The following is a 21,682-nucleotide window of genomic DNA, read 5'->3' as shown; positions in this document are numbered from 1 at the left end:
CGAACGAAGTGAAGCAGTCTCTTGGTGAGTCTGTAGACCGTCGATTATAGTTCTTATTAAAAACAGCTTAAGATTTGGAGTATTCCCATGATTCTCCTAAGTCATTTTAAAGTAGCAAAGCAACTTAGAAATCTAGCTGTTTTATCAAACTACAAAAGCTTAAGGTCATCCTGAACTTGTTTCAGGACCTCTTATGGAGTGAAAATTTCATAGTTCGTCTGTTGCCATTAACTGAATAATTATAAATCTTGAACTTCTTAAAAGCTTAAGGCTGAGTACTTGGTACTTTAAGCGATTATTTTTCATAGAAAATTCTTTGCTATTATGAGATTTGTCTTAAATTTGCCTCCGCAATAAAGGCATAGCCTATATTGCGAGGTTCTTAAAAATCGCGAAAATAGCTCAGTTGGTAGAGCGCCACCTTGCCAAGGTGGAGGTCGCGGGTTCGAATCCCGTTTTTCGCTCAGTTTATATTATAATGCTCGGGTGGTGGAATTGGTAGACACGTTGGACTTAAAATCCAATGGCCATTATGGCCGTACGGGTTCAAGTCCCGTCCCGAGTACCAAAGACCCTCTTGATCTATTGATTTTGAGGGTTTTTTGTTTAGAGGATTTCAGTTTTGAATATTTAATTCTCAAAACTTTTCTCCAACTTTCCGTTCCAAAGCCTGAACTTAGATTTTAAATTCTGTTTTTTTGATTTGTCGCTGTTTTTATCCTGGATAAGTTGAATATAAAACTTGGCACCTGCATCGTCGAAAGTCGTTTTTTCAGGAAGGGTAAGTCCGTCACGGGTTTTTAGGTTTTTCCAGGGCAGGGACAGCCAGATATTTACATATTCATCTAGCTTAACATCACCTTCTACAAAAAGATGCAGTGCAGTGGATTGTATTTCCGTTCTTGGAATCCTAATTTTACCATTTTCAATAGTAAAGGTTTGCCTAATGGGCCTAAACCTTAATTTTTTAAAGCGCTCCTCTTTCATTAAAACGAGATTATCCAGGATGGGCTGATAATTATAGAGCGACAGGCTGTCTATGGCGATTTTCAAAGTTCCGTTTAAAGAATTTAAATCTACTTTTCCTTTTTTTTCCAAAATTCCGCTTGCATCCAGGGTATAATTCAATTTTCCTCCAATATTATCGGCTTCCCGAAGCTGTGAATCATTAAAATAATCCAGATCCTTAATAAGTTTTTCAAGATCTACGGCTTGAGCCTCCATCTGGATTCTAACCGGTAAATTTTCAGAATTACTTACTTCAGCTTCAATATTAAGATCGAAAATACTTTCGCGATAATTTAGATGTGTGCTTTCAAGTCTAAAATCACCATTTTCCTTAAAACCAATATTTGAACTGAAATTAGAAACAGAAAGTTTTTTATGAGTAAGAGAATCAATTCCCAATCTTACCGAGGGGTAATAGGAAGAATGAATAGCAGCCAGAATATCCTTTAAATTTTGGATTCCCATTGTTTTTAGCTCACTGCTGTCTTTTTCTTTATTCACCTCACTGAGAAATTTTTCAATATCTGCAGTGCTCAGGTACGGAGATTCTATGGTAAAGGTAGACCTATGCGAATTTTGGTTATTATTGATAAATTCAGAAAAATTATCGATCGTTCCATTGATATCCAGAGAACTTTTACCCGGAAGATTAACATCTAATCTGTCCAAATAGGCAATATTATTAGTGATATTTAAATGCAGGCTGTCTAAAGGAATTTGAAGATTCGCTTTTGGAATATCAACTTTAGACCTTCCGAGGCTTAGTGAACCTTCAAAATCGGAATTCATGATTTCCAAATCACCTGCCTCTCCTTGATAATTTCCAAAAAATTCAAAATCACCTGAGAGAAAGACAAAATTCACCGTTTTGAGGAAATCATTGAGATCACGATTTTTACCTTTTATTTCCGCAGAAATATCAAAATTAAAAGGATTTTGCTGTGGATTTGTATTTTGGAGCTCATTCGCAGTCAGGCTTCCAAATATTCTGGTTTTTGTATTTCCGTAATAGAGATTTAAATCGTCCAGTTTCAGCACAGAGTCATTTTCAAAAAAGACATGAGCATTTATATTTTTAGAGGTAAGATCCCGAATTTTTAGTGAGTCTGCGGCAAGTTTGAATTCAGGATTAAACTCATTGATATCCTTGAAAACTTTGATTAGACTTGTTTTTTTGGACACTGGAATAGTTTCTTTATTTTCGATATTTCCAATGGTTTCTATCCATTGATCCATATCCACATATTTTGCATCCAGAGAAAGATCAATACTACCAGTATTTTCGAGTTCGTCCATTAAAAAACCCGGAAAATCATCAATTTTTGCAGAAATACCAAAGGGATAATGGTCTTCCATCTTAATTTCAAACCGATTAATAAGAATATTGGATTTGTCTACTGAAATTTTCAGTGAATCGAGATCAATATTCGAATCTGCATTTGGATAATAGAATTCAGCATTCGTCAATTGAAGATCTCCAGTGGCATTGTTAAGTATTTGTTCAAATTTTTGAATATCCCCCGTTACTGCACCTTCAAAAGTATATGTGCCGGCATTAATATCTATGAGTTCAATATTAAACAGTTCCTGGAAAACAGAGATTGGACCTGAAGAAAGGGTTTGCACATCTATAAAAATGGGTTCATTGCGGGCTTCTCCCGGTTCTGGAACCTTTACTGTTCCTGTGAAACTGGTGATCGCTTGCTTATAATTGAAGTTAAAATGATCAAAAAAAATCGTTTCCTGATTTATAAGTCGAACATCGGCCGCTACATCATTAAAAGCCATTTCATTATATTTCAAAGCTTTGAGGTTTACCTGAAATTGCGGCCTGAATTTGTTATAAATGGCTTCAAAAGTTTCATTTAGGGTTTTTTGGTTGTTTTTCTTTCCTTCGGAATTGGGTGAAAATTCAGTAGCCGTATTGATTAGTCGATTTAAGTTTAATTCGTCAGATTCTAATAGGAGATAGGTTGAAGTAGGATTCGCTAAATCTTCTGAAACAAGGGAAGAAGCATTTTTCAAACTTCCGCTAAAGATCAGGTTTTCATCATCGGGTAAATTGATGACTAAATTTTGGAGTATGGAATTGCCTTTTTCCAGTTTTAACTTTAAGATTTCCAAAGGTAACTGTAGATTGTTCTCCTTAAGTACCACGCGGGAATTACGCATTATAAAATCTCCCTGAGCTTTGCTAAAAATTTCTGAATTGGAAGAAATATCACCATTCAATTCTACATTTAGCCTAAAATCACCACCTATGAATGCAAAGTTCTCATTCTGTAATACCTCAGCCAAAGTCTCGTTAGAACCATTGATGTTCACGCTGGCATTTAAAAAATTTGCTGTTTCCTCAGAAGATTCAAAATAGGCTTCAGAAGCCTTTATTTTAATATCCTTTATATTGCCAGAAAAATCTTCAAAGAAGATTTTAATATCGGGTTGCGTTGGAGGTCGCGGTCCTTCCTGAGTTCCTCTGTTTAAATTATTACTAATAAACCCTCTAAACTGTATATTTTGTATCTCCAGGCTGTCCCCTAATCTCGCACTGTTATTTCGGGTAGAAAAATTTCCATCTATCCATGGAATATTCCCATATTTAAATTCACCTTTTAGTTGGAGGTCTGTTTTTATAGGTTCGTTAATATGATATCTGGCGATTTTTGTTGAAATGCTGTCCGGGAGAAATTTCTTTAAAGATTGAAAATTTATATCATCATTCTTTAAGCTAAAATTATATCTTGAAGTATTTTCAAAGCTGAAATCAGCCGAAATTTTAAATAGTTCCTCTCCAATTTTCAGATCAAATTCAGGAATCATAATTTGATCATCTTCTAAGCTCATCTCAAAACTTGGATTACCGCGGAAGATAGCTCCATTAATAAAACTTCCTTTTTTGGTGTTGAATCCTAGATCTTTTACAAAGGCTTTGAATTCGAGATTACCCAAATATGAATCATTATTGGCTCTTAACTTACCCCGGGCTTGCTGAATTTTAATATCAAAGAATTTATTGAGTATAGAATCCTGAATTACCAATGAGATATTCTGTAAATCGAAATTGGTCCTTTCCGGATGTAGCCAGATTGGGAATTGTAGTCCAGATCCAGGAACTTTTGCCAGCTCAAGTTTTAATTTTCTATACTCCGCCTGTGATTTTTCTGTAATGACTTTAGAATGAAAAATGGCATTATGGATATTGATTTTTCTAAACTGGATATCGCCCGTCAAAAGATCGGTAGCCGCGATACTAACTAAAGCTTTGTCAATGAAAACCGAAGTTCTCTTATCCAGGATGGTATCAAAACTGGTTTGATAGAGATCATTAATCGTAAAACCAACATTAGGAAAGCCATAAAAGAAAGTGGCATCCACATGTCCGATTTCCAGCTTACCATTGCTATTTCGTTCATACCAGGCCTGTAATTCATCAATCAAAAGATCCCTGCTAAACCATCCCAGGAAGAATAGAAAAACAGGAACCAGGAGGATACCCAGGAGTATAAACCCCATGCGTTTTAGCAGCTTAGCTTTTTTAGGTTTATTTGGAATTTTGGTTTTCACAGAATCTTTAGAGATAGACTTCACTAATTATTAGCAATGCCATACGAAATACAAGTCTAAGAAATACATTGGAAATTCAACAGATATGTTCTTAAAAAACTAATCAGCTCCATAACATTTTACTGATGATGATATACCTGAACTTCAGCATTATTAGGTACTACTATCAAAACTTTGCCATCCTGCATCTTTAGATCCCTCGTAGCCTTGATTTGTTGGTGAAAAGGTTCAATTCCAAGTCGAGATGCAGCGTAGTATTCATTAAGGTCTTTAACCAGAAATCCTTTAAGAGATGTATAGCCACCGTGATAGGTATTTACCTGTAGCAAATTACCACTAACAAGTAAATGCGGTTCGTCTTCTAATTCAATTATTTCAAAGCTGGTAATCGGAGCCAATTGAAAATCATCTGGAAATGGAATAAAGGAGTTAAAAGCACCATTGTTGTTCTCCAGGTAACCCGAAGCCAATTGGTTCACCTCGTAAATTTTGGCAGACTGTATAGCTTTTTCAGAAGAGATTTGATTCACGGTTTTCATGGCAAAATTTTCATGGTATGGAAACACTTTGCTTATATAGTTGAGTTGAGATGCCAGCTCATCCCGGGAATGTATAGGGTAAAAATCACCTTTCTTCTTATAGGCAAGAATGGTTTCGTAAGTACCGTCATCATTAAAATCTGAATGATACATTCTTAAGCCGCCCTCATTTTCAAATTTAAAACGCGTGTTCAATCCCCAGTTGCCTAAAAGTATATCCTTATCACCATCATTATCTATATCATAAATTTCTATATCCTGCCATAAGCCTGAAAGATTTTCTGGAATTTTTGCAGTTTCAAACTTTCCTTGCTTATTCCAGTAAATTTTTGGTTGGTCCCATTCTGTCGCGATAATAAGCTCTGGATAACCATCATTATTTAGGTCGTGCCAATTTATGGCAGAGACATGGGATTGGATATTTAATTTATCAGATATAGAGAATTTACCACTACCAGAATTTTCCAGGAGATAAGAAGTTACTTCTTTACCAAAATTTCCCGCTTCTGCTTTATTTCCTACAAATAGATCTATATCTCCATCATTGTCAAAATCTGCTGCTGCCACGTCAGAATTTATAAGCAAGTTCGAAGGAATAATACCTGTAGTTTTAATGAAATTGCCACCTTCATTAAGATAAAGTCTATCTTCTTCAAATTCTTTCTGCCTATCGCTATTAATTCCGCTACCCACATATAAGTCAAGATCACCATCCTTGTCCACATCAAAAAATTCTGCTGAATTGTCCTCGAATAAAGAATCTTTAGTGATTTCAGAAAACTTTTTTTCCTGAAAGGATTTCCCATTATTCAGGAAAATTTTAGCGGGTTTACCCGATGCATTTCCTAGAAAAATATCCTCAAATCCATTTTGATCTATATCACCTACTGCTACAGCAGGACCTAATGTTGAAACTTTATAAGGAATAAGTTTTTCGTTATGAAAATCATTGTATGTGTCTTCCAAATGTTTAAAACTTACAAGCGATTTTTTTTCAAAATTCGATTCCTTATTTTTTTTATTGTAATTATAAACAGGTAAATTTTCTTTATATGAAACTGCCATTTCCTGGTTATTCCTGAAATCTTTTAGCGTTTGAAAAGTGTTATCCGGCCAGATAATTTTAATAGAGTCAATTTTACTTTTAGATCCAAAATGTAATCTTTTATCTACTGAGGAAACAAAACCACGAGATCTGAATAATTGTTTTAACTGTGTTTGATCTCCTGAATAGACCAGGGCTTTGGTCCCAATTCCATCTTTGTTATCACCTGTGAATTGAAAGTTTAGCTGTATCCAAAAATTTGGATCTGTAGTATTCTCATAGATAGAGGCTTCAGAGTTTAAATTATTAATAGCCAGATCCAGGTCGCCATCATTATCCAGATCTGTATAAATGGCACCATTAGAGAAACTTGCTTTATTTTCTATCCACTCGCCGGTTTTATTTTTAAATTTTTTGTTGTCACCTTTAAAAATTTCATTGCTTACATCGCCTGGAGGCATTTCTTCCCTTGATTTATAAAGCCACTTCATTCCATCCTTTTCATTTCGGTTTTTAAAAGCATTCGAGACATAGTTTTTGAAATCCAAATCGTTTGGCCGCCTTAAAATCCCATTGGAAATAAAAAGATCTTGTGCGCCATCATTATTAAAATCTGCTATCAAAGGAGCCCAACTCCAGTCTGTGGCTTCCATATTATTAAGTATGGCAGCTTCCTTAAAATATTTACCATCGCTGTTTAACTGCAGCATATTTCTCGCATACTGGTCTTTGTAACCAAGTTTTGCCAGTTTATCATTCATATTCAACATCATATTGTCACCTTCACTTTCCTTTATAACCTGCTCCTCCTTAGGTAGCATATCCAATGTTACCAGATCTTGAAAGCCGTCTGCATTAATATCGGCTGCATCACTACCCATGGAGAATCTGCTGATAGTAGAAAACGCGGAACCTAAATCCTCAGTGAAAGTTCCATCCTGATTGTTTAAATAATAATAATCATCTTCATGAAAATCATTAGACACATAGATGTCATCCCAACCATCATTATTGAAATCTGCAAGGGAGGCACTTAATCCATAGCCATTTATTCCGCCATAAATATTAGCTTTTTCACTCACATCCTTATAGCTGCCATCATTGTTCTGAAAAAGAATATCCCCGGTAAATGGAGCTCTTTCTGAACGGACCGATGCTTTGCTATGAGATAAAGTGGTATGTATGGCATGGTTAACCAAATAAAGGTCTAGATCCAGGTCTTTGTCGTAGTCAAAAAAGTAAGCCTGAGTTGAAAACCCTTTATAATCGAGACCATATTTCTTTGAGCTTTCTGTAAAGGTGAGGTCGCCGTTATTAATAAATAATTCGTTATGCCCTTTGAAGTCCAGAAGGCCAGAGACCGAACATACATATATATCCAGTAAACCATCATTATTAATATCAACCATGGTTACCCCCGTATTCCAGCTTGAGTTTCCTTTAATTTTGGCTTTGGCACTAATATCTTCAAATTCTAAATTTTCTTTATTGAGATAAAGCTTATTTTCGCCCATATTAGATACGAAATACAAGTCAATAAGTCCGTCGTTATTGATGTCTCCTGAAGCCACACCGCCCCCATTATAATAGTAGATGTAGTTGATTATGGAATGATCCGGATCTTCAATTATTTGGTTTATAAAGTTTATCCCAGAAGTTTTGCTGGAAACTTTTTTTAAAAGGAAATTAGGTTCTTCCTTATTCTTCTTTTCATTTTCTACACAACCAGATAAAATAACTATTGATAGTAGGGCTAAAGTCTTATATAATCTCATATTAAATTTCGTAGTGTGCTCAAAAGTAACAATTTGATCAAAATATTAAGAAATATTTAAGGATAATAATTAACTCTTCCATGCCTTTCTAAAGTGGCCGAATGATGGCGGCATAATTCCTGTGATTTCGTTATATTAGGAAAAAATTTTTCATGGTCAAAAAAATAGCCTGTGCGGCACTCATTGCAACCGGATTGATTGGTTGTAAAAGTTCAAAACCTGTTGCTGAAAATCCTGAACAATCTAAAAAGGAAAAAAGCGATTTAAAAAATTATGATGAAGTTATTACTGCAAAAGCGAAAAGTGATGAGGGATTGTTTACTACTCACTTTGTAGATGATAAACTATATTTTGAAATCCCACTGGATCTTCTGGAAAAAGATATGCTGCTGGTAAGTAGAATTGCAGGGGTTCCTTCAGGCTATGGCGGCGGCTATGTAAATGCTGGTTCTAAAGTGAATGAACAGGTTGTGCGTTGGGTAAAGCGGAATGGGAATATCGATATGAAGGTGATCAGTTTTGAAAATCAAAGCGACGAAGAATCGCCTATTAATCAGTCTGTTCAGGCAAATAATTTCTTCCCTATTTTATATAGCTCTAAAATTGAAACCTGGAGTAAAGATTCTACCAGTGTGGTTATCGAGGCTGGGCCATTGTTTGAAAATGAAGTGGATGCCATTAATGGTATTTCGGAAAGCCTTCGTAAACGCTATAAGGTAAAAAAGCTGGATAAGAGTAGGTCATATATTAAATCTGCCAATGCTTATCCTAAGAATATTGAGGTGAAACATGTGATGACCTATGAAGCTGAAACTCCTCCGGAAAGAGATCAGGCAGGAACAATTTCCATGCTTTTGAACCAGTCCATGATTTTATTGCCAGAAAATAAGATGCAGCCAAGACTGGCTGATTATCGCGTGGGTTGGTTTACCATAGATAAGTATGATTATAATTCAGAAGAATTAAAGGCAGATGATTACGAGATCATACGCCGATGGAAACTTGTCCCAAAGGATATTGAAGCCTATAAGAGGGGAGAGTTGGTGGAGCCGGAAGAACCTATTGTATATTATCTTGATCCTGCCACGCCCGAAAAATGGAGGCCATATTTTAAAAAAGGTATTGAAGATTGGAATGTAGCTTTTGAAAAAGCAGGCTTTAAAAATGCCATTATTGCTAAAGATCCACCAAACAAAGAAGAAGACCCGGAATTTAGCCCCGAAGATGTAAGATATTCTGTAGTCCGTTACGTGGCGAGTACCACCAGGAATGCGGTGGGACCTTCTGTAACCGATCCTCGAACTGGTGAGATCATTGAAAGTGATATTATCTGGTATCACAATCATTTACGTTCTTACAGGAACCGTTTTATGATTGAGGCCGGCGCCCAAAATCCCAATGCCAGGACTTTAAATACTCCTGAAGAGGAAATAGGGGAGATGATGCGAATGGTTATTGCCCACGAGGTAGGACATGCATTAGGACTTCCGCATAATATGAAAGCCAGTTCTGCCTATCCTACAGATTCTTTGAGATCGGCTGAATTCACCCAGAAATACGGACTCACTCCTTCTATTATGGATTATGCCCGGGTAAATTATGTGGCGCAACCTGGGGATGAGGATGTAAGGTATATTAGAATGATGGGGCCCTATGACCTGTATGCTATCAACTGGGGATACAGGTATCTTCCGGAAGCAGAATCTGCTCAGGCTGAGAAGGGTACTTTAGATAAGTGGATTCTGGAAAAAGCAGGGGATCCGGTTTATGAATTTGGAAATGGATATTCCGGAGCAGATCCACAATCACAGAGGGAAAGTTTAGGAGACGATCAGGTAAAAGCCAGTGAATATGGGATAGCAAATCTTAAAAAAGTGGTGCCCAATCTTATTGCATGGACTTCAAAAGAGGGTTACGCTTATGATGATTTGGATGAGGTTTACAGGGAATTAAACTATATGTGGAGGGGGTATCTTTCTCATGTAGTTACGAATGTTGGGGGGATTTATGAAACCAGAAAAACTTCAGATCAGTCAGGAGCAGTTTATGAGCCAGTGCCGGCTAATGTTCAGGAGAATGCTGTGGAATTTCTGAATAAAGAGGCTTTTAGTACACCTTCCTGGCTATTGGATCAGGATTTGTTAGGTAGGATAGAAGCTTCAGAAGTACGGGAGAGAATACAGTCGCTGCAAACAAGGGCATTGGAAAATCTGCTTGAAAAAGACAGGTTAAAAAGAATGATCGCCAATGAAGAGGTAAATGGGAATCAGGCTTATTCCGTAACAGAAATGATGTCAGATTTACGCAAGGGTATCTTTAAGGAATTATATAATTCTGAAAAGTCCGATGCTTATAGAAGGAATTTACAAAGATCTTTTGTAGATGTGGCAGCTTCCTATGTGAAAGAACTGGAAAACCGTGAGAATGATGAGGTGCTTAAATCTGATATTATGGCGCTGATGAGAGGGGAGCTTAACCGACTTAAAAATGATATTAATCGTAGAAAGAATGGGGCAGGTCATGAACTTACCAGATATCACTGGAATGATCTTATTGCCAGAATTGATGAGGCAATATTGACCGAAGCATAGATTTTTATAAAAATTTTTAGAAATGGCCATTCCGTTTTGGGATGGCCATTTTTGTTAATGCCTTTTATTTTGCTTATCGTGATATTCTTTTCAGAATAAAAGAAACTGAATTTCAATTTTTTCCTAAATCAGCCTAACTTTGTTTAATATCTTCACGGCATGGATGAAATAGAAAAAGTTTTGAAAATCCATAATGTCCGTCCCACGGCAACCAGGCTTCTTATGTATAAATTTCTTAGGGACCTGAATGTTGCAGTGACACTGAATGATATAGAATCAGGTTTCGATAAATCGGATAGAACTACCTTATACCGCACCATCAAAACTTTTGAAAAACACGGATTGGTTCATCAAATAGATGATGGGACGGGAGTGGCTAAATATGCCCTCGATGAACCAACTTCAACAGATATTAATTCGCAGAGTCTACACTTGCATTTTCACTGCACAAATTGTAACGATACCATTTGCCTTACCGATCATAAGATTCCTCATATAAACCTACCAGAAGGCTTTATCACCAGGGATATGAATCTTGTTTTAAAAGGTTTCTGCGACAAGTGCAGCCATGTTTAATGCACTTAAGTTGCATGAATTTTCTCCTACTTTAGACCCTAATTTCAGATTTCACTGAAAATTTTTATAAAACTGAATTTTAATGTCTGGACACAATCACGGCTGCTGTAAACCGCATAATGACGGAATCTTTGGAGATAAGACCGAACTGATTTTCGCAGTGATCAGCGGGGTTTTTCTTCTCACGGGATTTTTGCTCGATACTTTCAGTCAACTCAATTTTATTTATATTCTTATTCCATACCTTATTTCTTATGGTTTTGGAGGATATTATACGTTGAAGGAGGCTGTACAGGAAATTTCTAAAGGTCAGTTTGAAATTGATTTTTTAATGTTAGTGGCCGCAGTAGGAGCGGCACTATTAGATAAATGGGCAGAAGGCGCTTTATTACTATTCCTTTTTAGCCTGGGTCATGCACTGGAACATCTAGCTATGGAAAAGGCCCAAAAATCTATAGAATCTTTAACCAAGTTATCCCCAAAAATCGCCCTCAGAAAAGAAGAAGATGATTTTGTGGAAGTGAAAATCGAAGATCTGTTGGTTGGTGATATTATAAAAATCAAACCGAATTCCACGATTAGTGCAGACGGAGTTTTAATTAGCGGTAACACTAGTATTAATCAGGCGCCCATTACAGGTGAGAGTATTCCTGTAAATAAGGAGCCGATTGGAAATATAGAATCGGAATATACCTCAGAAGAAGAAATACCTGAAAAAAGCAGGGTATATGCCGGAACCATCAATGGTAATAACAGCATTGAAATTAAAGTCATAAAAAAATCGCAGGATTCTACCCTAAACCGACTTATTACCATGGTTCAGGAGGCTCAGGAGAAAAAATCACCTACACAGCTTTTAACCGATAAATTTGAGAAATATTATGTTCCTGCCGTTCTTATACTTATAGTTCTTTTAAATTTTGCTTTTCTGATCGTCGATGAATCCTGGCAGGATAGTTTCTATCGTTCTATGGCGGCTTTAGTAGCGGCAAGTCCCTGTGCTCTCGCAATTTCAACCCCTTCTGCAGTTTTAAGCGGAATTGCCCGTGCGGCAAAAGGAGGAGTGCTTATCAAAGGTGGAAAGCCATTGGAAGACCTGGGTACTTTAAGAGCGCTTGCTTTTGATAAAACCGGAACCCTTACGGAAGGAAAACCTAAAATGACCGATGTGGTTCTTGTAAATGGGCTGTCTACCGATGAATTTCTACGAAAAGTGATCGCTTTGGAAAGTTCCAGTAATCATCCTCTGGCAAAAGCAGTAGTTAGAGATGGGAAAAAAAGGATGGAATCTATAAACGGATTTCCAGCCGTGAAGAATTCTGAAGCAATACAGGGAAAAGGAATTAAGGGTAGCATAAATGGTGAACTTATTCAAATTGGAAATTTAGAGCTTTATACAGAAGAAGTTCCTGCCGATATTCAGCAAAAGATCCAACAATTGGAAAAAGAGGGTAAAACAGTAATGCTGGTCCAGGATGGTGAGCATTTTAGTGGGATCATTGCACTCATGGATACCCCAAGGGAAGCCGCAAAATCTACCCTAACCAATCTCAAAAAGATCGGGATTCGGAAAATGATCATGCTAACAGGAGATAATCAGGAGGTTGCCAACGCAGTTGCTTCTGAAATTGGGGTAACCGATGCCTATGGAAGCTTGTTACCAGAGGAAAAAGTAGCACAAATAAAGAAACTTGAAAAGGAGGAATCAAAAATTGCCATGATAGGAGATGGGGTGAATGATGCTCCGGCCATGGCCAACAGTACTGTGGGAATCGCCATGGGAGCTGCCGGGAGTGATGTGGCACTCGAAACAGCCGATGTTGCACTAATGGCAGATAAACTTGAAATTCTTCCTTTTGCTATAGCTCTAAGTAGAAAAGCTCAACAGATCGTTAGACAGAACTTATGGATTAGTCTGGGAGTAGTAGCCATGCTGTTACCGGCTACCATATTTGGATGGGCTAATATCGGGATAGCCGTAGTTTTTCACGAAGGTTCCACCCTTGTAGTAGTGCTGAACGCACTTCGTTTACTGGCATTCAAGAATAAATACAGTTAGTAATATCGAAAAAATTCCACCTTTTTTAGCTAAATAGGATTAAATCCAATATTTTTGAGTAAATTTTGGAAATATTCCTAATATTAAATTTATGGGGTCACCGGGATCTATTGAAATTAAGCACTTTAAAGAAGTGCGTGAAGAAAATAATTTTACCCAATCTGAATTTGCCAGTTTATTGGGAATTAAAAACTCCACAGCAGATATTGAGCGGGGTAGAACCAAACTATCAGGGAAAGTGGTAGCCGAATTATTGAGACAATTCGCAATTAATCCTTTATGGTTATTTGGAGAAAGTGGACAGAAATATCTCAAAATTTCTAAAGGTGATGTGAGCCCAAAAGTGATCACCGTAGATAATGCTGATAATGAGAATATTGTTCTGGTAAATCAGAAGGCCGCTGCCGGTTATCCTCATAATGTTCAGGATGTGGAATGGTATAATCAATTGCCGGCGTTTGATATTCCTTTGCCAGAATTTCGCAATGCTACCTATAGAGGCTTTCAAATAGAAGGCGATAGTATGTTGCCAGATTATAGGCCGGGCGAATGGGTAATGGGGAAAGCGGTTTCAAGCATAGAAGAAGCGAGTAATAACCGGATTTATGTAATTGTGATGTATGATTCGGTACTGGTAAAGAAACTTCAGAAAATGCCTGATCCTTCCAAAGTACTGCTTATTTCGTTAAACGAGGAATATTTGCCTCTGGAGGTCAACCTCCACGATATACAGGAAATATGGCAAGTCAATTCTAAGCTTACTTTTAATTTAGATAATCCCTCTAACAGTGGACTTTTTCAGGAATTACAGCAATCTATGAATGAGCTAAAAAGAGAACTAAAATCATTTAAACACTAATAAAAAAGCCCTTTCGCAAGAAAGGGCTTTCTAATGTAAGAATTTCTTCGATTAATAATCGTCGTTATTTTCTACTTCGTCTTCAACTTTATTAGCAGCTTTCTCCACAGCGCCACCAGTTTCATTGGCAGCATTTTCAATAGCATCACCAGTATCATCTGCAGCTTGCTCGATGTCGTTTTCAACTTCGTTCATGTCGTCCATATCATCCATATCATCAGACATTTCCATATCATCAGTTTCGTTTTCATTTGCTGTATCTCTACATGAAGTGAAAAATACACCCATGGAAAGCATTAATGCGAACATTACTATTGGTTTTTTCATCTTTTTAAAATTTTGGTGTTAGTAATTTAGTTATTAAATGATAAGGCTTAGATTTAATTATCGTCGCCAATTTTATCAATTTCTTCGTCAATTTCTTTGTTTACTTCTTTATCTACTTCTTTTGCAGTTCTTTCAAGAATTCCTTCTCTTTCTTCTACTTTCTTCTCTACTTCAACCTCTCTTACAACCGTTTCTTTTTCAGTAGTATCTCTACATGAAGTAAGCACAGTAGAGAACATTATTAGCCCACCGGCTAACATCGATAAACGTTTCATGGTTCAATAGTTTATTGGTTATTTAGATCGAAATTACAACTAAAACTTGTTGAATAATGATATTTTACTTTTTTTTAGCAAAGTTTGTTAATGTCTTAGACAATTACTTTTTGAGATATTCTTCAAGAGATCTGGTGGCTCCGGTATTGCTGTTAATAAAGTGACCGGCGATCATTCCGCTCTTTTTTCTGAATTCAGAATTTGTAGAAAATTTTTTCATTATAGCTGAAAATTCTTCTGAAGTTTTAACAGAAAACAGTCCAGCCAACTGTCTTAATCGCTCAGCTTCAGGAAACCTGCTATAATTTTCTCCTATAATAATGGGAATACCAAATGTGGCCGGTTCCAGAATATTATGCAGTCCCGTGTTTCCGGCTGCTCCACCAACATACGCCATATCTGCATAACTGTAAGCCCTGCCCAATAGGCCAATAGTATCAAGAATTAGTACAGGAAATTCCTCTAAATCCTTCCCTTCTTTTTCGGAATATTTCACAGACGGAATTTTTAACTCGTTGGTGAGTTTTTGAATTTTTTCTTCTTTAATTTCATGAGGGGCAATAATGAATTTGATATTTTTAGAATTATTGAGGTAATTCATTATTAATTTTTCATCTTCTGGCCAGGTACTACCGCACACCAGCAGTAATTTATCCTGTTTGAATTCTTCAATAAAATCTATACCATTGTCGGCTTCAATCTGTGCTGCCACACGATCGAATCTTGTGTCGCCACTTAGCGTTGAGTTTTTAAAACCAATAGCATCCAATAGCTTTACAGACTCTTTATTCTGAACGAAAAAGTGCTCAAATGCTTTAAGTGGCTGGATCATCCATTTACCATAGATCTTAAAAAATGCCTGATCTTTTCGAAATACTCCGGAAACCAAAAATGTCCTGGTATTATTTTTTTTTAATTCATTAAGAAAATTGGGCCAGAAGTCATACTTGATAAAAAAAGCCATTTTCGGCTGAATGATTTTTAAGAAATTTTCAGCATTCTTTTGGGTGTCTAAAGGCAGATAGGTAAAATGATCTACAAGGGGATGAAATTGTTTATTTTTAAATCCTGAAGGAGAAAAAAAACTAACCACCGTTTTTACATCGGGATAGTTTTTTTTTAGCATTTTTAGCACTGGAACAGCCATTTCAAATTCGCCCAATGAAGCAGCGTGGATCCAAAAATGATTCCTGGAAGGATCAATATCTTTTTCCAATTTTGAAAAAAGTCCTTCCCTGCCTTTGGTAAATTCTTTTAGTTTAGGGCTAAAATTTCCTGCCGATTTAAGAAAGACTCCGCTTAGTTTGACTAATACATTGTAAATTCCCTGCACGATAAAAAAATTGAGATTGCTAAAATAGGCCTTTCCCAATAAATGGATTGCCAGTAGGTGCTATATTTCGTATTTTCGTAAACCTGAAAAATAGTGTAGATGAAAAAGATTCAAATGGTTGATCTTAAAGGTCAATATGAAGGTATAAAAAATGAAGTAAATCAAGGAATACAACAGATATTGGAGGAAACTTCCTTTATAAATGGGCCTCATGTTCATGCTTTTCAAAAGGAACTGGAAGAGTATCTTGGTGTAAAGCATGTAATTCCCTGTGCAAATGGAACAGATGCCCTTCAAATAGCCATGATGGGACTGGGTTTAAAACCGGGAGATGAAGTGATCACTGCCGATTTTACATTTGCTGCTACCGTAGAAGTGATAGCGCTTCTTCAGTTAACACCTGTATTGGTAGATGTAGATCCTCAAACTTTTAATATAGATCCTGAAGAGATCAAAAAAGCAATTACTCCGAATACTAAAGCAATTGTTCCTGTTCATCTTTTCGGACAGACCGCCGATATGGATACGATTATGGAAATTGCCAAAGAATACAATCTATATGTTATTGAAGATAATGCGCAGGCTATAGGAGCAGAATACCATTCAAAAAATGGGGAGATTAAAAAAGCAGGGACTATAGGAGATGTTTCGGCCACCTCTTTCTTTCCGTCTAAAAATCTTGGATGCTATGGTGACGGTGGTGCTATCTTTACTGATAACGATGAATTGGCACACACTATTCGTGGTATCGTAAATCATGGTATGTATGAACGTTACCACCATGATGTGGTTGGAGTAAATTCAAGGCTGGATAGTTTTCAGGCTGCGGTACTTAGGGCAAAGCTTAAGAAACTGGATGTTTACAATGAAGCCAGGAAGGAAGCAGCTTTAAAATATTCTAATGCATTTGATGGACACCAAAATATTGTAACGCCAGTTCGAAGAGGTGACTGCGACACTCATGTATATCACCAGTATACCTTGAAAATTGGTGGAGGTAAAAGGGATGCCTTGGCGAAACATCTACAGGAGAAAGGAATTCCTTTTGGTATTTATTATCCCATCCCGTTACATCGCCAAAAAGCTTACGCAGATGAAAGATATAATGAAAATGATTTTACGATAACAAATCAGTTGGTAAAAGAAGTCATTTCATTGCCCATGCATACTGAACTGGAGGATGATCAGATAAAATACATTACCGATACTATTATCGAGTTTCTGGATTAAAATAATATTACGATAATGAGTTTTAAACCCGGCAACCTGTCGGGTTTTTTTGTTATTCATAATGTCGAAAAAAATGAAAATCAAATTCTGTATATTGCCCGGTGCTTAATTCTTATTTAATTTAAATTATATGAAAAGACTTTTTACTCTTATTTCCGCACTAATATTCTGTTTAACTATTTCTGCTCAGGAAATTTATATACATGCCGGTAAATTGGTAGATACTAAAAATGGAAAGATTCTTAATGACCAGACGATTATTATTTCCGGCAACAAAATCAAAAGTGTCCAAAACGGTTTTTTGGATCCCTCTTCAGCAGAAGATAGTTTGATAGATCTAAAAAATAAAACTGTCCTGCCTGGCCTAACCGATATGCATGTACATCTGGAAAGTGAAACAAACCCCAGTAAGTATATGCAAAGGTTTACCAATAATCCTGCAGACGATGCGCTAAGTTCCGTGGGATTTGCAAAGAAAACATTGATGGCAGGATTTACTACTGTTCGGGATCTTGGTGGTTCCGGAGTTAATATCGCTTTAAGGGATGCAATAAATAAAGGCAATATAAATGGCCCCAGGATCTTTACTGCCGGAAAATCTTTAGCCACCACAGGCGGTCATGCAGATCCAACTAATGGTATGAACAATGAGATGATAGGAGATCCGGGGCCAAAAGAAGGAGTTGTAAACAGCGTGGAAGACGCGAGAAAAGCGGTGAGGCAGCGATATAAAAACGGAGCAGATCTTATTAAGATTACCGCGACAGGTGGAGTTCTAAGTGTTGCTAAAAGTAGTTCCAATCCTCAGTTTTTCGATGAAGAAATAGAAGAGATCGTTAAAACTGCAAAAGATTACGGTTTTCATGTTGCCGCACATGCCCACGGGGATGAGGGAATGCAAAGAGCCGTCAAAGCAGGTGTAACTACAATTGAGCATGGAACTTTGATGAGCGAGGAAACCATGGATTTAATGAAGAAAAATGGTGCTTATCTTGTTCCTACGATAACCGCAGGAAAGGAAGTTACAGAAAAGGCACAGATCGAAAATTATTATCCTGAACTCGTGGTTCCTAAGGCAAAGGAAATAGGGCCTAAAATTCAGAATACTTTCTCAAAAGCTTATAAAAGGGGCGTACCTATTGCTTTTGGAACTGATGCAGGGGTATTTAAACATGGAGAAAACGGGAAAGAATTTTGGTTTATGGTAGAAGCGGGAATGCCCGAGATGGAAGCTATTCAGGTGGCAACTATAGTGCCAGCAAAAATATTAAACATGGAGAAGGAGAGCGGACAAATAGCCTCAGGTTTTTATGCCGATATTATTGCAGTAGATGAAGACCCTACTCAAAATATTAAAACCCTTGAAGATGTGAAGTTTGTGATGAAAGAAGGGAAAGTATTTAAAAATGAATAATCCGGTATTGATTGAATAAAAAAGAGGCTGTCTAGAAACTCGAGAAAACGTCATCCTAATTTACTTTCAGGATCTTAACTAATTGAAAATCAAAATCGGTTAGAAGTTGAATCAAGTTCAGCTTGACGAAAAAAGGACTTTTTAGACAGCCTCTATTAAGTAAATAGCATTTGATAATTATTTAATTTCTGCAGAAGAGGTTTCCATACTTCTCTCAATTTTTTTGACTAATCCCTGCAGAACTTTTCCAGGGCCTACTTCTATAAATTGCGTAGCCCCATCTTTGATCATATTCTGGACCGACTGCGTCCACTTTACGGGAGCAGTGAGCTGAAATACCAAATTTTTCTTGATCTCTTCCGGATTTTTTACCGCAAAAGTGCTAACATTCTGATAAACCGGGCAAAGCGCCTCGTTGAATTGAGTATTTTCAATAGCCTCAGCAAGATCTTTCCTGGCCGGTTCCATTAATGGGGAGTGAAAAGCTCCGCCAACGGGTAATATCATTGCTCTCCTGGCACCTCTTTCTTTTAGATTTTCGCAGGCTTTTTCCACGGCTTCATAAGCTCCGGAAATTACCAGTTGTCCCGGGCAGTTATAATTTGCCGCAACGACAATCCCGTCAGTTTCTGAACAGACAGCTTCTACCATCTCATCTTCAAGACCTAGTACCGCCGCCATGGTAGATGGTTCCAGTTCACAGGCTTTCTGCATCGCCTGAGCTCTTTGAGAAACTAGTTTTAAACCATCTTCAAAGCTAAGGACTCCGTTGGCTACCAAAGCTGAAAATTCTCCAAGCGAATGGCCCGCTACCATGTCTGGCTTAAAACTCTCACCAAGTACCTTACTTAATATTACCGAATGTAAAAATATGGCGGGTTGAGTAACTTTTGTTTGTTTAAGGTCTTCAGCAGAGCCCTCGAACATTATATCTGTGATGGAAAATCCAAGGATGTCATTGGCCTGATTGAACAGTTCCTGTGCTTCGGGAGACTTTTCGTAAAGATCTAATCCCATTCCCGAAAACTGGGCTCCCTGACCGGGAAATACATATGCTTTCATAAATGTTGGTTTAGTTAAACAAAAATAGGTATAAATAAAAAGACCTCACAACAAAGATTCGTTATGAGGTCTCTTCAGACAAATACAGTCTTTTAAAGCTTTAATTTTCCTTTTTCTCCAATATCCTGGTTATTGCCACTTACTGCAGCCATACCCAATTTAAATAAGGTTACCATTTTATTGTCTTTGTTATCCCAGTAATAAGCTTCTTTCGGATTAATTTTTATTGCCGTGATATTTGGATCATCCTTTCCATCAAACCATGCATTGTCTGCTTTGGAATATAATTTATGTATTACATCACGATTAGTTTCGATAAATGCCTCGCCATATACACTTAAAAACTCCATTTCTGAAGTTCCGCTATAGAGCAATTGAACGTCACTGTCTTTTTCGATATTTCTGTTGTGTTCGCTATCGTTTTTGCTTAAGAACCAAACAGCTCCATGATCATCTACCTGCTTGGTAGACATAGGAACGGCATTTAATGGTTTTTGATCCATGTTGGTCACCAGCATACAGAAATCTACATCTTCTGCAATATCCTTGATCTTTTCACGTGCCTTATCGTCATATAAATTTTTAGTGCTCATAGTCGTTTTTTATTTGATATGAAGATACTTTAGATAAGCTGGTTTATGCGCTAATGAAGTCCTAAAAAAAAATGCGCCATGTTAAGAATTGTAAAATCAGCTGAATTTTTGCAGAATAGAGGTCACCTGCGACCTATAACCGGCTCCAAAAATATTAAGATGTACCAGTAGATAATATAATTGCCAGAGCGGGATCCTTTCTTCCCAATCCTTCTGAAGAGGATAGATTTCGTTATAGGTGTGAAATAAAGTTTCATTAAAGCCTCCAAATAATTTCATCATTCCCAGATCCATTTCTCGAGGAGCATATGAAACTGCGGGATCTATAAGACAGGCATTGCCTTGAGCATTCACCAGATAATTACCATTCCATAAATCCCCATGAATTAAGGAAGGAGGTTCAGAAGGAATAATATCATGGCAATTCCTATAGAATGAGGTTTTTACATTTAGATTGAAGCCATTTTCTTCTGCCATTTCAATTTGAGGCTTTAAACGCATTTCAATGAAAAATTCAGCTGTAGATTTTTTCTGACTGTTATACTGTGGAAGACTCCCTATATAATTATCTTCTTTAAAACCGAATTTTTCTGAAGTTTCCTGATGCAGCTGCGCCAGTTGTTCTCCAAATTTTTCCCAGAAATCTGAAGCTTTTGGTGCCGAACTTTTATATTCGAGAATAAGATAAGATTGAGATGTAGCCTGTCCCGTTTTTAATGGCTTTGGGACATCAATTACTGAAGAAGCCAATAATTCTTCCAAACCTGATTTTTCAGCTTCGAACATTCCCGGGAACCTGGCAGAATCATTTAGTTTCACCACAAATTTATCATTCCTTGATTCCAATAGGAAAACTTCATTAATATCACCGCCTGTTAATGCCGAAATATCTTTTAACTGAATTCCAAAATCCTCTGCAATTTGATTTAAAACGGGAGGAAAATTACCTGCGTTCATAGGTTAGATAGGTGAAAGAATACTTATGCTTTTCATCTTTTTCATGAAATTGTTCTTTTACAAGCTCCCACTTTTCCTCATCGATTTCCGGGAAATAAGTATCTGCATCAAATGCTCCATGCACACGGGTGAGTTCAATCCTGTCGGCAACATGCATTCCCAGTTTATATATTTCACCACCGCCAATAATATAGGCTTGTTCATCGAGTTTAGACACCCTGATAGCCTCTTCCAAAGAATTTACAACAATAGTTCCTTCCGGCTTAAAATCTTTTTGCCTTGTAATAATCACATGGGTGCGGTCTGGTAATAGTTTTGGAAAGGAATCGAAGGTTTTTCTTCCCATAATAATATAGTGACCGGAGGTGAGTCTCTTAAAGCGTTTAAAATCATCTGGCAAATGCCAAACGAGGTCATTGTCTTTTCCTAAGGCATTATTTTCTGCCGCAGCAGCAATCATTGTAAGCATCTATTC

At 37.0% G+C, this 21,682-nt stretch carries 15 protein-coding genes and 2 tRNA genes; 8 read left to right on the top strand and 9 right to left on the bottom strand.

What is annotated here, in order from left to right; all coding sequences use genetic code 11:
• The first annotated feature begins 391 nt into the window (after nucleotides 1-391).
• Nucleotides 392-464 (top strand) — tRNA-Gly (locus Q1K34_RS09690).
• Nucleotides 465-480: 16 nt separating this feature from the next.
• Nucleotides 481-568: transfer RNA gene (locus Q1K34_RS09685), tRNA-Leu, on the top strand.
• A 62-nt stretch (nucleotides 569-630) separates the two neighbouring features.
• Here the strand turns inward: Q1K34_RS09685 and Q1K34_RS09680 are convergent.
• Nucleotides 631-4,521: an AsmA-like C-terminal region-containing protein gene (locus Q1K34_RS09680; RefSeq protein WP_300437823.1), complete on the bottom strand. Its 3,891-nt coding sequence runs from the start codon at nucleotides 4,519-4,521 to the stop codon at nucleotides 631-633.
• A gap of 170 nt (nucleotides 4,522-4,691) precedes the next feature.
• Entirely contained in the window at nucleotides 4,692-7,931 is a 3,240-nt protein-coding gene (locus Q1K34_RS09675; protein ID WP_300437820.1) for a VCBS repeat-containing protein, read from the bottom strand.
• Nucleotides 7,932-8,083: 152 nt separating this feature from the next.
• Between Q1K34_RS09675 and Q1K34_RS09670 the strand changes: the two genes are divergently transcribed.
• The 4 genes from Q1K34_RS09670 (at nucleotide 8,084) to Q1K34_RS09655 (ending at nucleotide 14,016) form a co-directional block, all read left to right on the top strand.
• Nucleotides 8,084-10,522, top strand: coding sequence for a zinc-dependent metalloprotease (locus Q1K34_RS09670; RefSeq protein ID WP_300437817.1), 2,439 nt, complete (start codon nucleotides 8,084-8,086; stop codon nucleotides 10,520-10,522).
• Between the two features lie 159 nt (nucleotides 10,523-10,681).
• On the top strand, nucleotides 10,682-11,098 hold the full coding sequence (locus tag Q1K34_RS09665) for a Fur family transcriptional regulator (protein WP_300437814.1): 417 nt from the start codon (nucleotides 10,682-10,684) through the stop codon (nucleotides 11,096-11,098).
• A gap of 82 nt (nucleotides 11,099-11,180) precedes the next feature.
• Entirely contained in the window at nucleotides 11,181-13,157 is a 1,977-nt protein-coding gene (locus tag Q1K34_RS09660) for a heavy metal translocating P-type ATPase (RefSeq protein ID WP_300437811.1), read from the top strand.
• Nucleotides 13,158-13,248: 91 nt separating this feature from the next.
• On the top strand, nucleotides 13,249-14,016 hold the full coding sequence (locus Q1K34_RS09655; RefSeq protein ID WP_300437809.1) for a LexA family transcriptional regulator: 768 nt from the start codon (nucleotides 13,249-13,251) through the stop codon (nucleotides 14,014-14,016).
• Nucleotides 14,017-14,067: 51 nt separating this feature from the next.
• Here Q1K34_RS09655 and Q1K34_RS09650 read toward each other — a convergent pair whose 3' ends face one another.
• The 3 genes from Q1K34_RS09650 to Q1K34_RS09640 form a co-directional block, all read right to left on the bottom strand.
• Nucleotides 14,068-14,325, bottom strand: a complete 258-nt coding sequence (locus Q1K34_RS09650) for a hypothetical protein (RefSeq protein WP_300437806.1) — start codon at nucleotides 14,323-14,325, stop codon at nucleotides 14,068-14,070.
• 71 nt (nucleotides 14,326-14,396) lie between these two features.
• Complete coding sequence (locus tag Q1K34_RS09645; protein ID WP_300437803.1) at nucleotides 14,397-14,618, bottom strand: hypothetical protein; 222 nt, start codon at nucleotides 14,616-14,618, stop codon at nucleotides 14,397-14,399.
• A 103-nt stretch (nucleotides 14,619-14,721) separates the two neighbouring features.
• Complete coding sequence (locus tag Q1K34_RS09640; protein WP_300437800.1) at nucleotides 14,722-15,951, bottom strand: glycosyltransferase N-terminal domain-containing protein; 1,230 nt, start codon at nucleotides 15,949-15,951, stop codon at nucleotides 14,722-14,724.
• Nucleotides 15,952-16,050: 99 nt separating this feature from the next.
• Here Q1K34_RS09640 and Q1K34_RS09635 point away from each other — a divergent pair, with 99 nt between their 5' ends.
• Nucleotides 16,051-17,181 (top strand): DegT/DnrJ/EryC1/StrS family aminotransferase, encoded by a 1,131-nt coding sequence (locus tag Q1K34_RS09635; protein WP_300437798.1) that lies wholly within the window; start codon nucleotides 16,051-16,053, stop codon nucleotides 17,179-17,181.
• A 130-nt stretch (nucleotides 17,182-17,311) separates the two neighbouring features.
• Nucleotides 17,312-18,595 (top strand): amidohydrolase family protein, encoded by a 1,284-nt coding sequence (locus Q1K34_RS09630; protein ID WP_300437795.1) that lies wholly within the window; start codon nucleotides 17,312-17,314, stop codon nucleotides 18,593-18,595.
• 177 nt (nucleotides 18,596-18,772) lie between these two features.
• Here Q1K34_RS09630 and fabD read toward each other — a convergent pair whose 3' ends face one another.
• The 4 genes from fabD to Q1K34_RS09610 all read right to left on the bottom strand — a co-directional run bounded on the left by fabD (nucleotide 18,773) and on the right by Q1K34_RS09610 (nucleotide 21,676).
• A complete protein-coding gene (gene fabD / locus Q1K34_RS09625) occupies nucleotides 18,773-19,657 on the bottom strand; it encodes an ACP S-malonyltransferase (protein ID WP_300437792.1) in 885 nt (294 codons plus the stop codon).
• Nucleotides 19,658-19,749: 92 nt separating this feature from the next.
• A complete protein-coding gene (locus Q1K34_RS09620; protein WP_300437790.1) occupies nucleotides 19,750-20,250 on the bottom strand; it encodes a pyridoxamine 5'-phosphate oxidase family protein in 501 nt (166 codons plus the stop codon).
• Nucleotides 20,251-20,346: 96 nt separating this feature from the next.
• Nucleotides 20,347-21,207 (bottom strand): fructosamine kinase family protein, encoded by an 861-nt coding sequence (locus tag Q1K34_RS09615; RefSeq protein WP_300437788.1) that lies wholly within the window; start codon nucleotides 21,205-21,207, stop codon nucleotides 20,347-20,349.
• Complete coding sequence (locus Q1K34_RS09610) at nucleotides 21,194-21,676, bottom strand: dihydrofolate reductase (RefSeq protein WP_300437785.1); 483 nt, start codon at nucleotides 21,674-21,676, stop codon at nucleotides 21,194-21,196. The genes Q1K34_RS09615 and Q1K34_RS09610 overlap by 14 nt, the downstream gene beginning before the upstream one ends.
• Nucleotides 21,677-21,682 lie beyond the last annotated feature (6 nt).

The organism is Christiangramia sp. (genome assembly GCF_029937855.1).
GTDB lineage: Bacteria > Bacteroidota > Bacteroidia > Flavobacteriales > Flavobacteriaceae > Christiangramia.
This window is presented reverse-complemented; position numbering and strand designations above follow the sequence as displayed.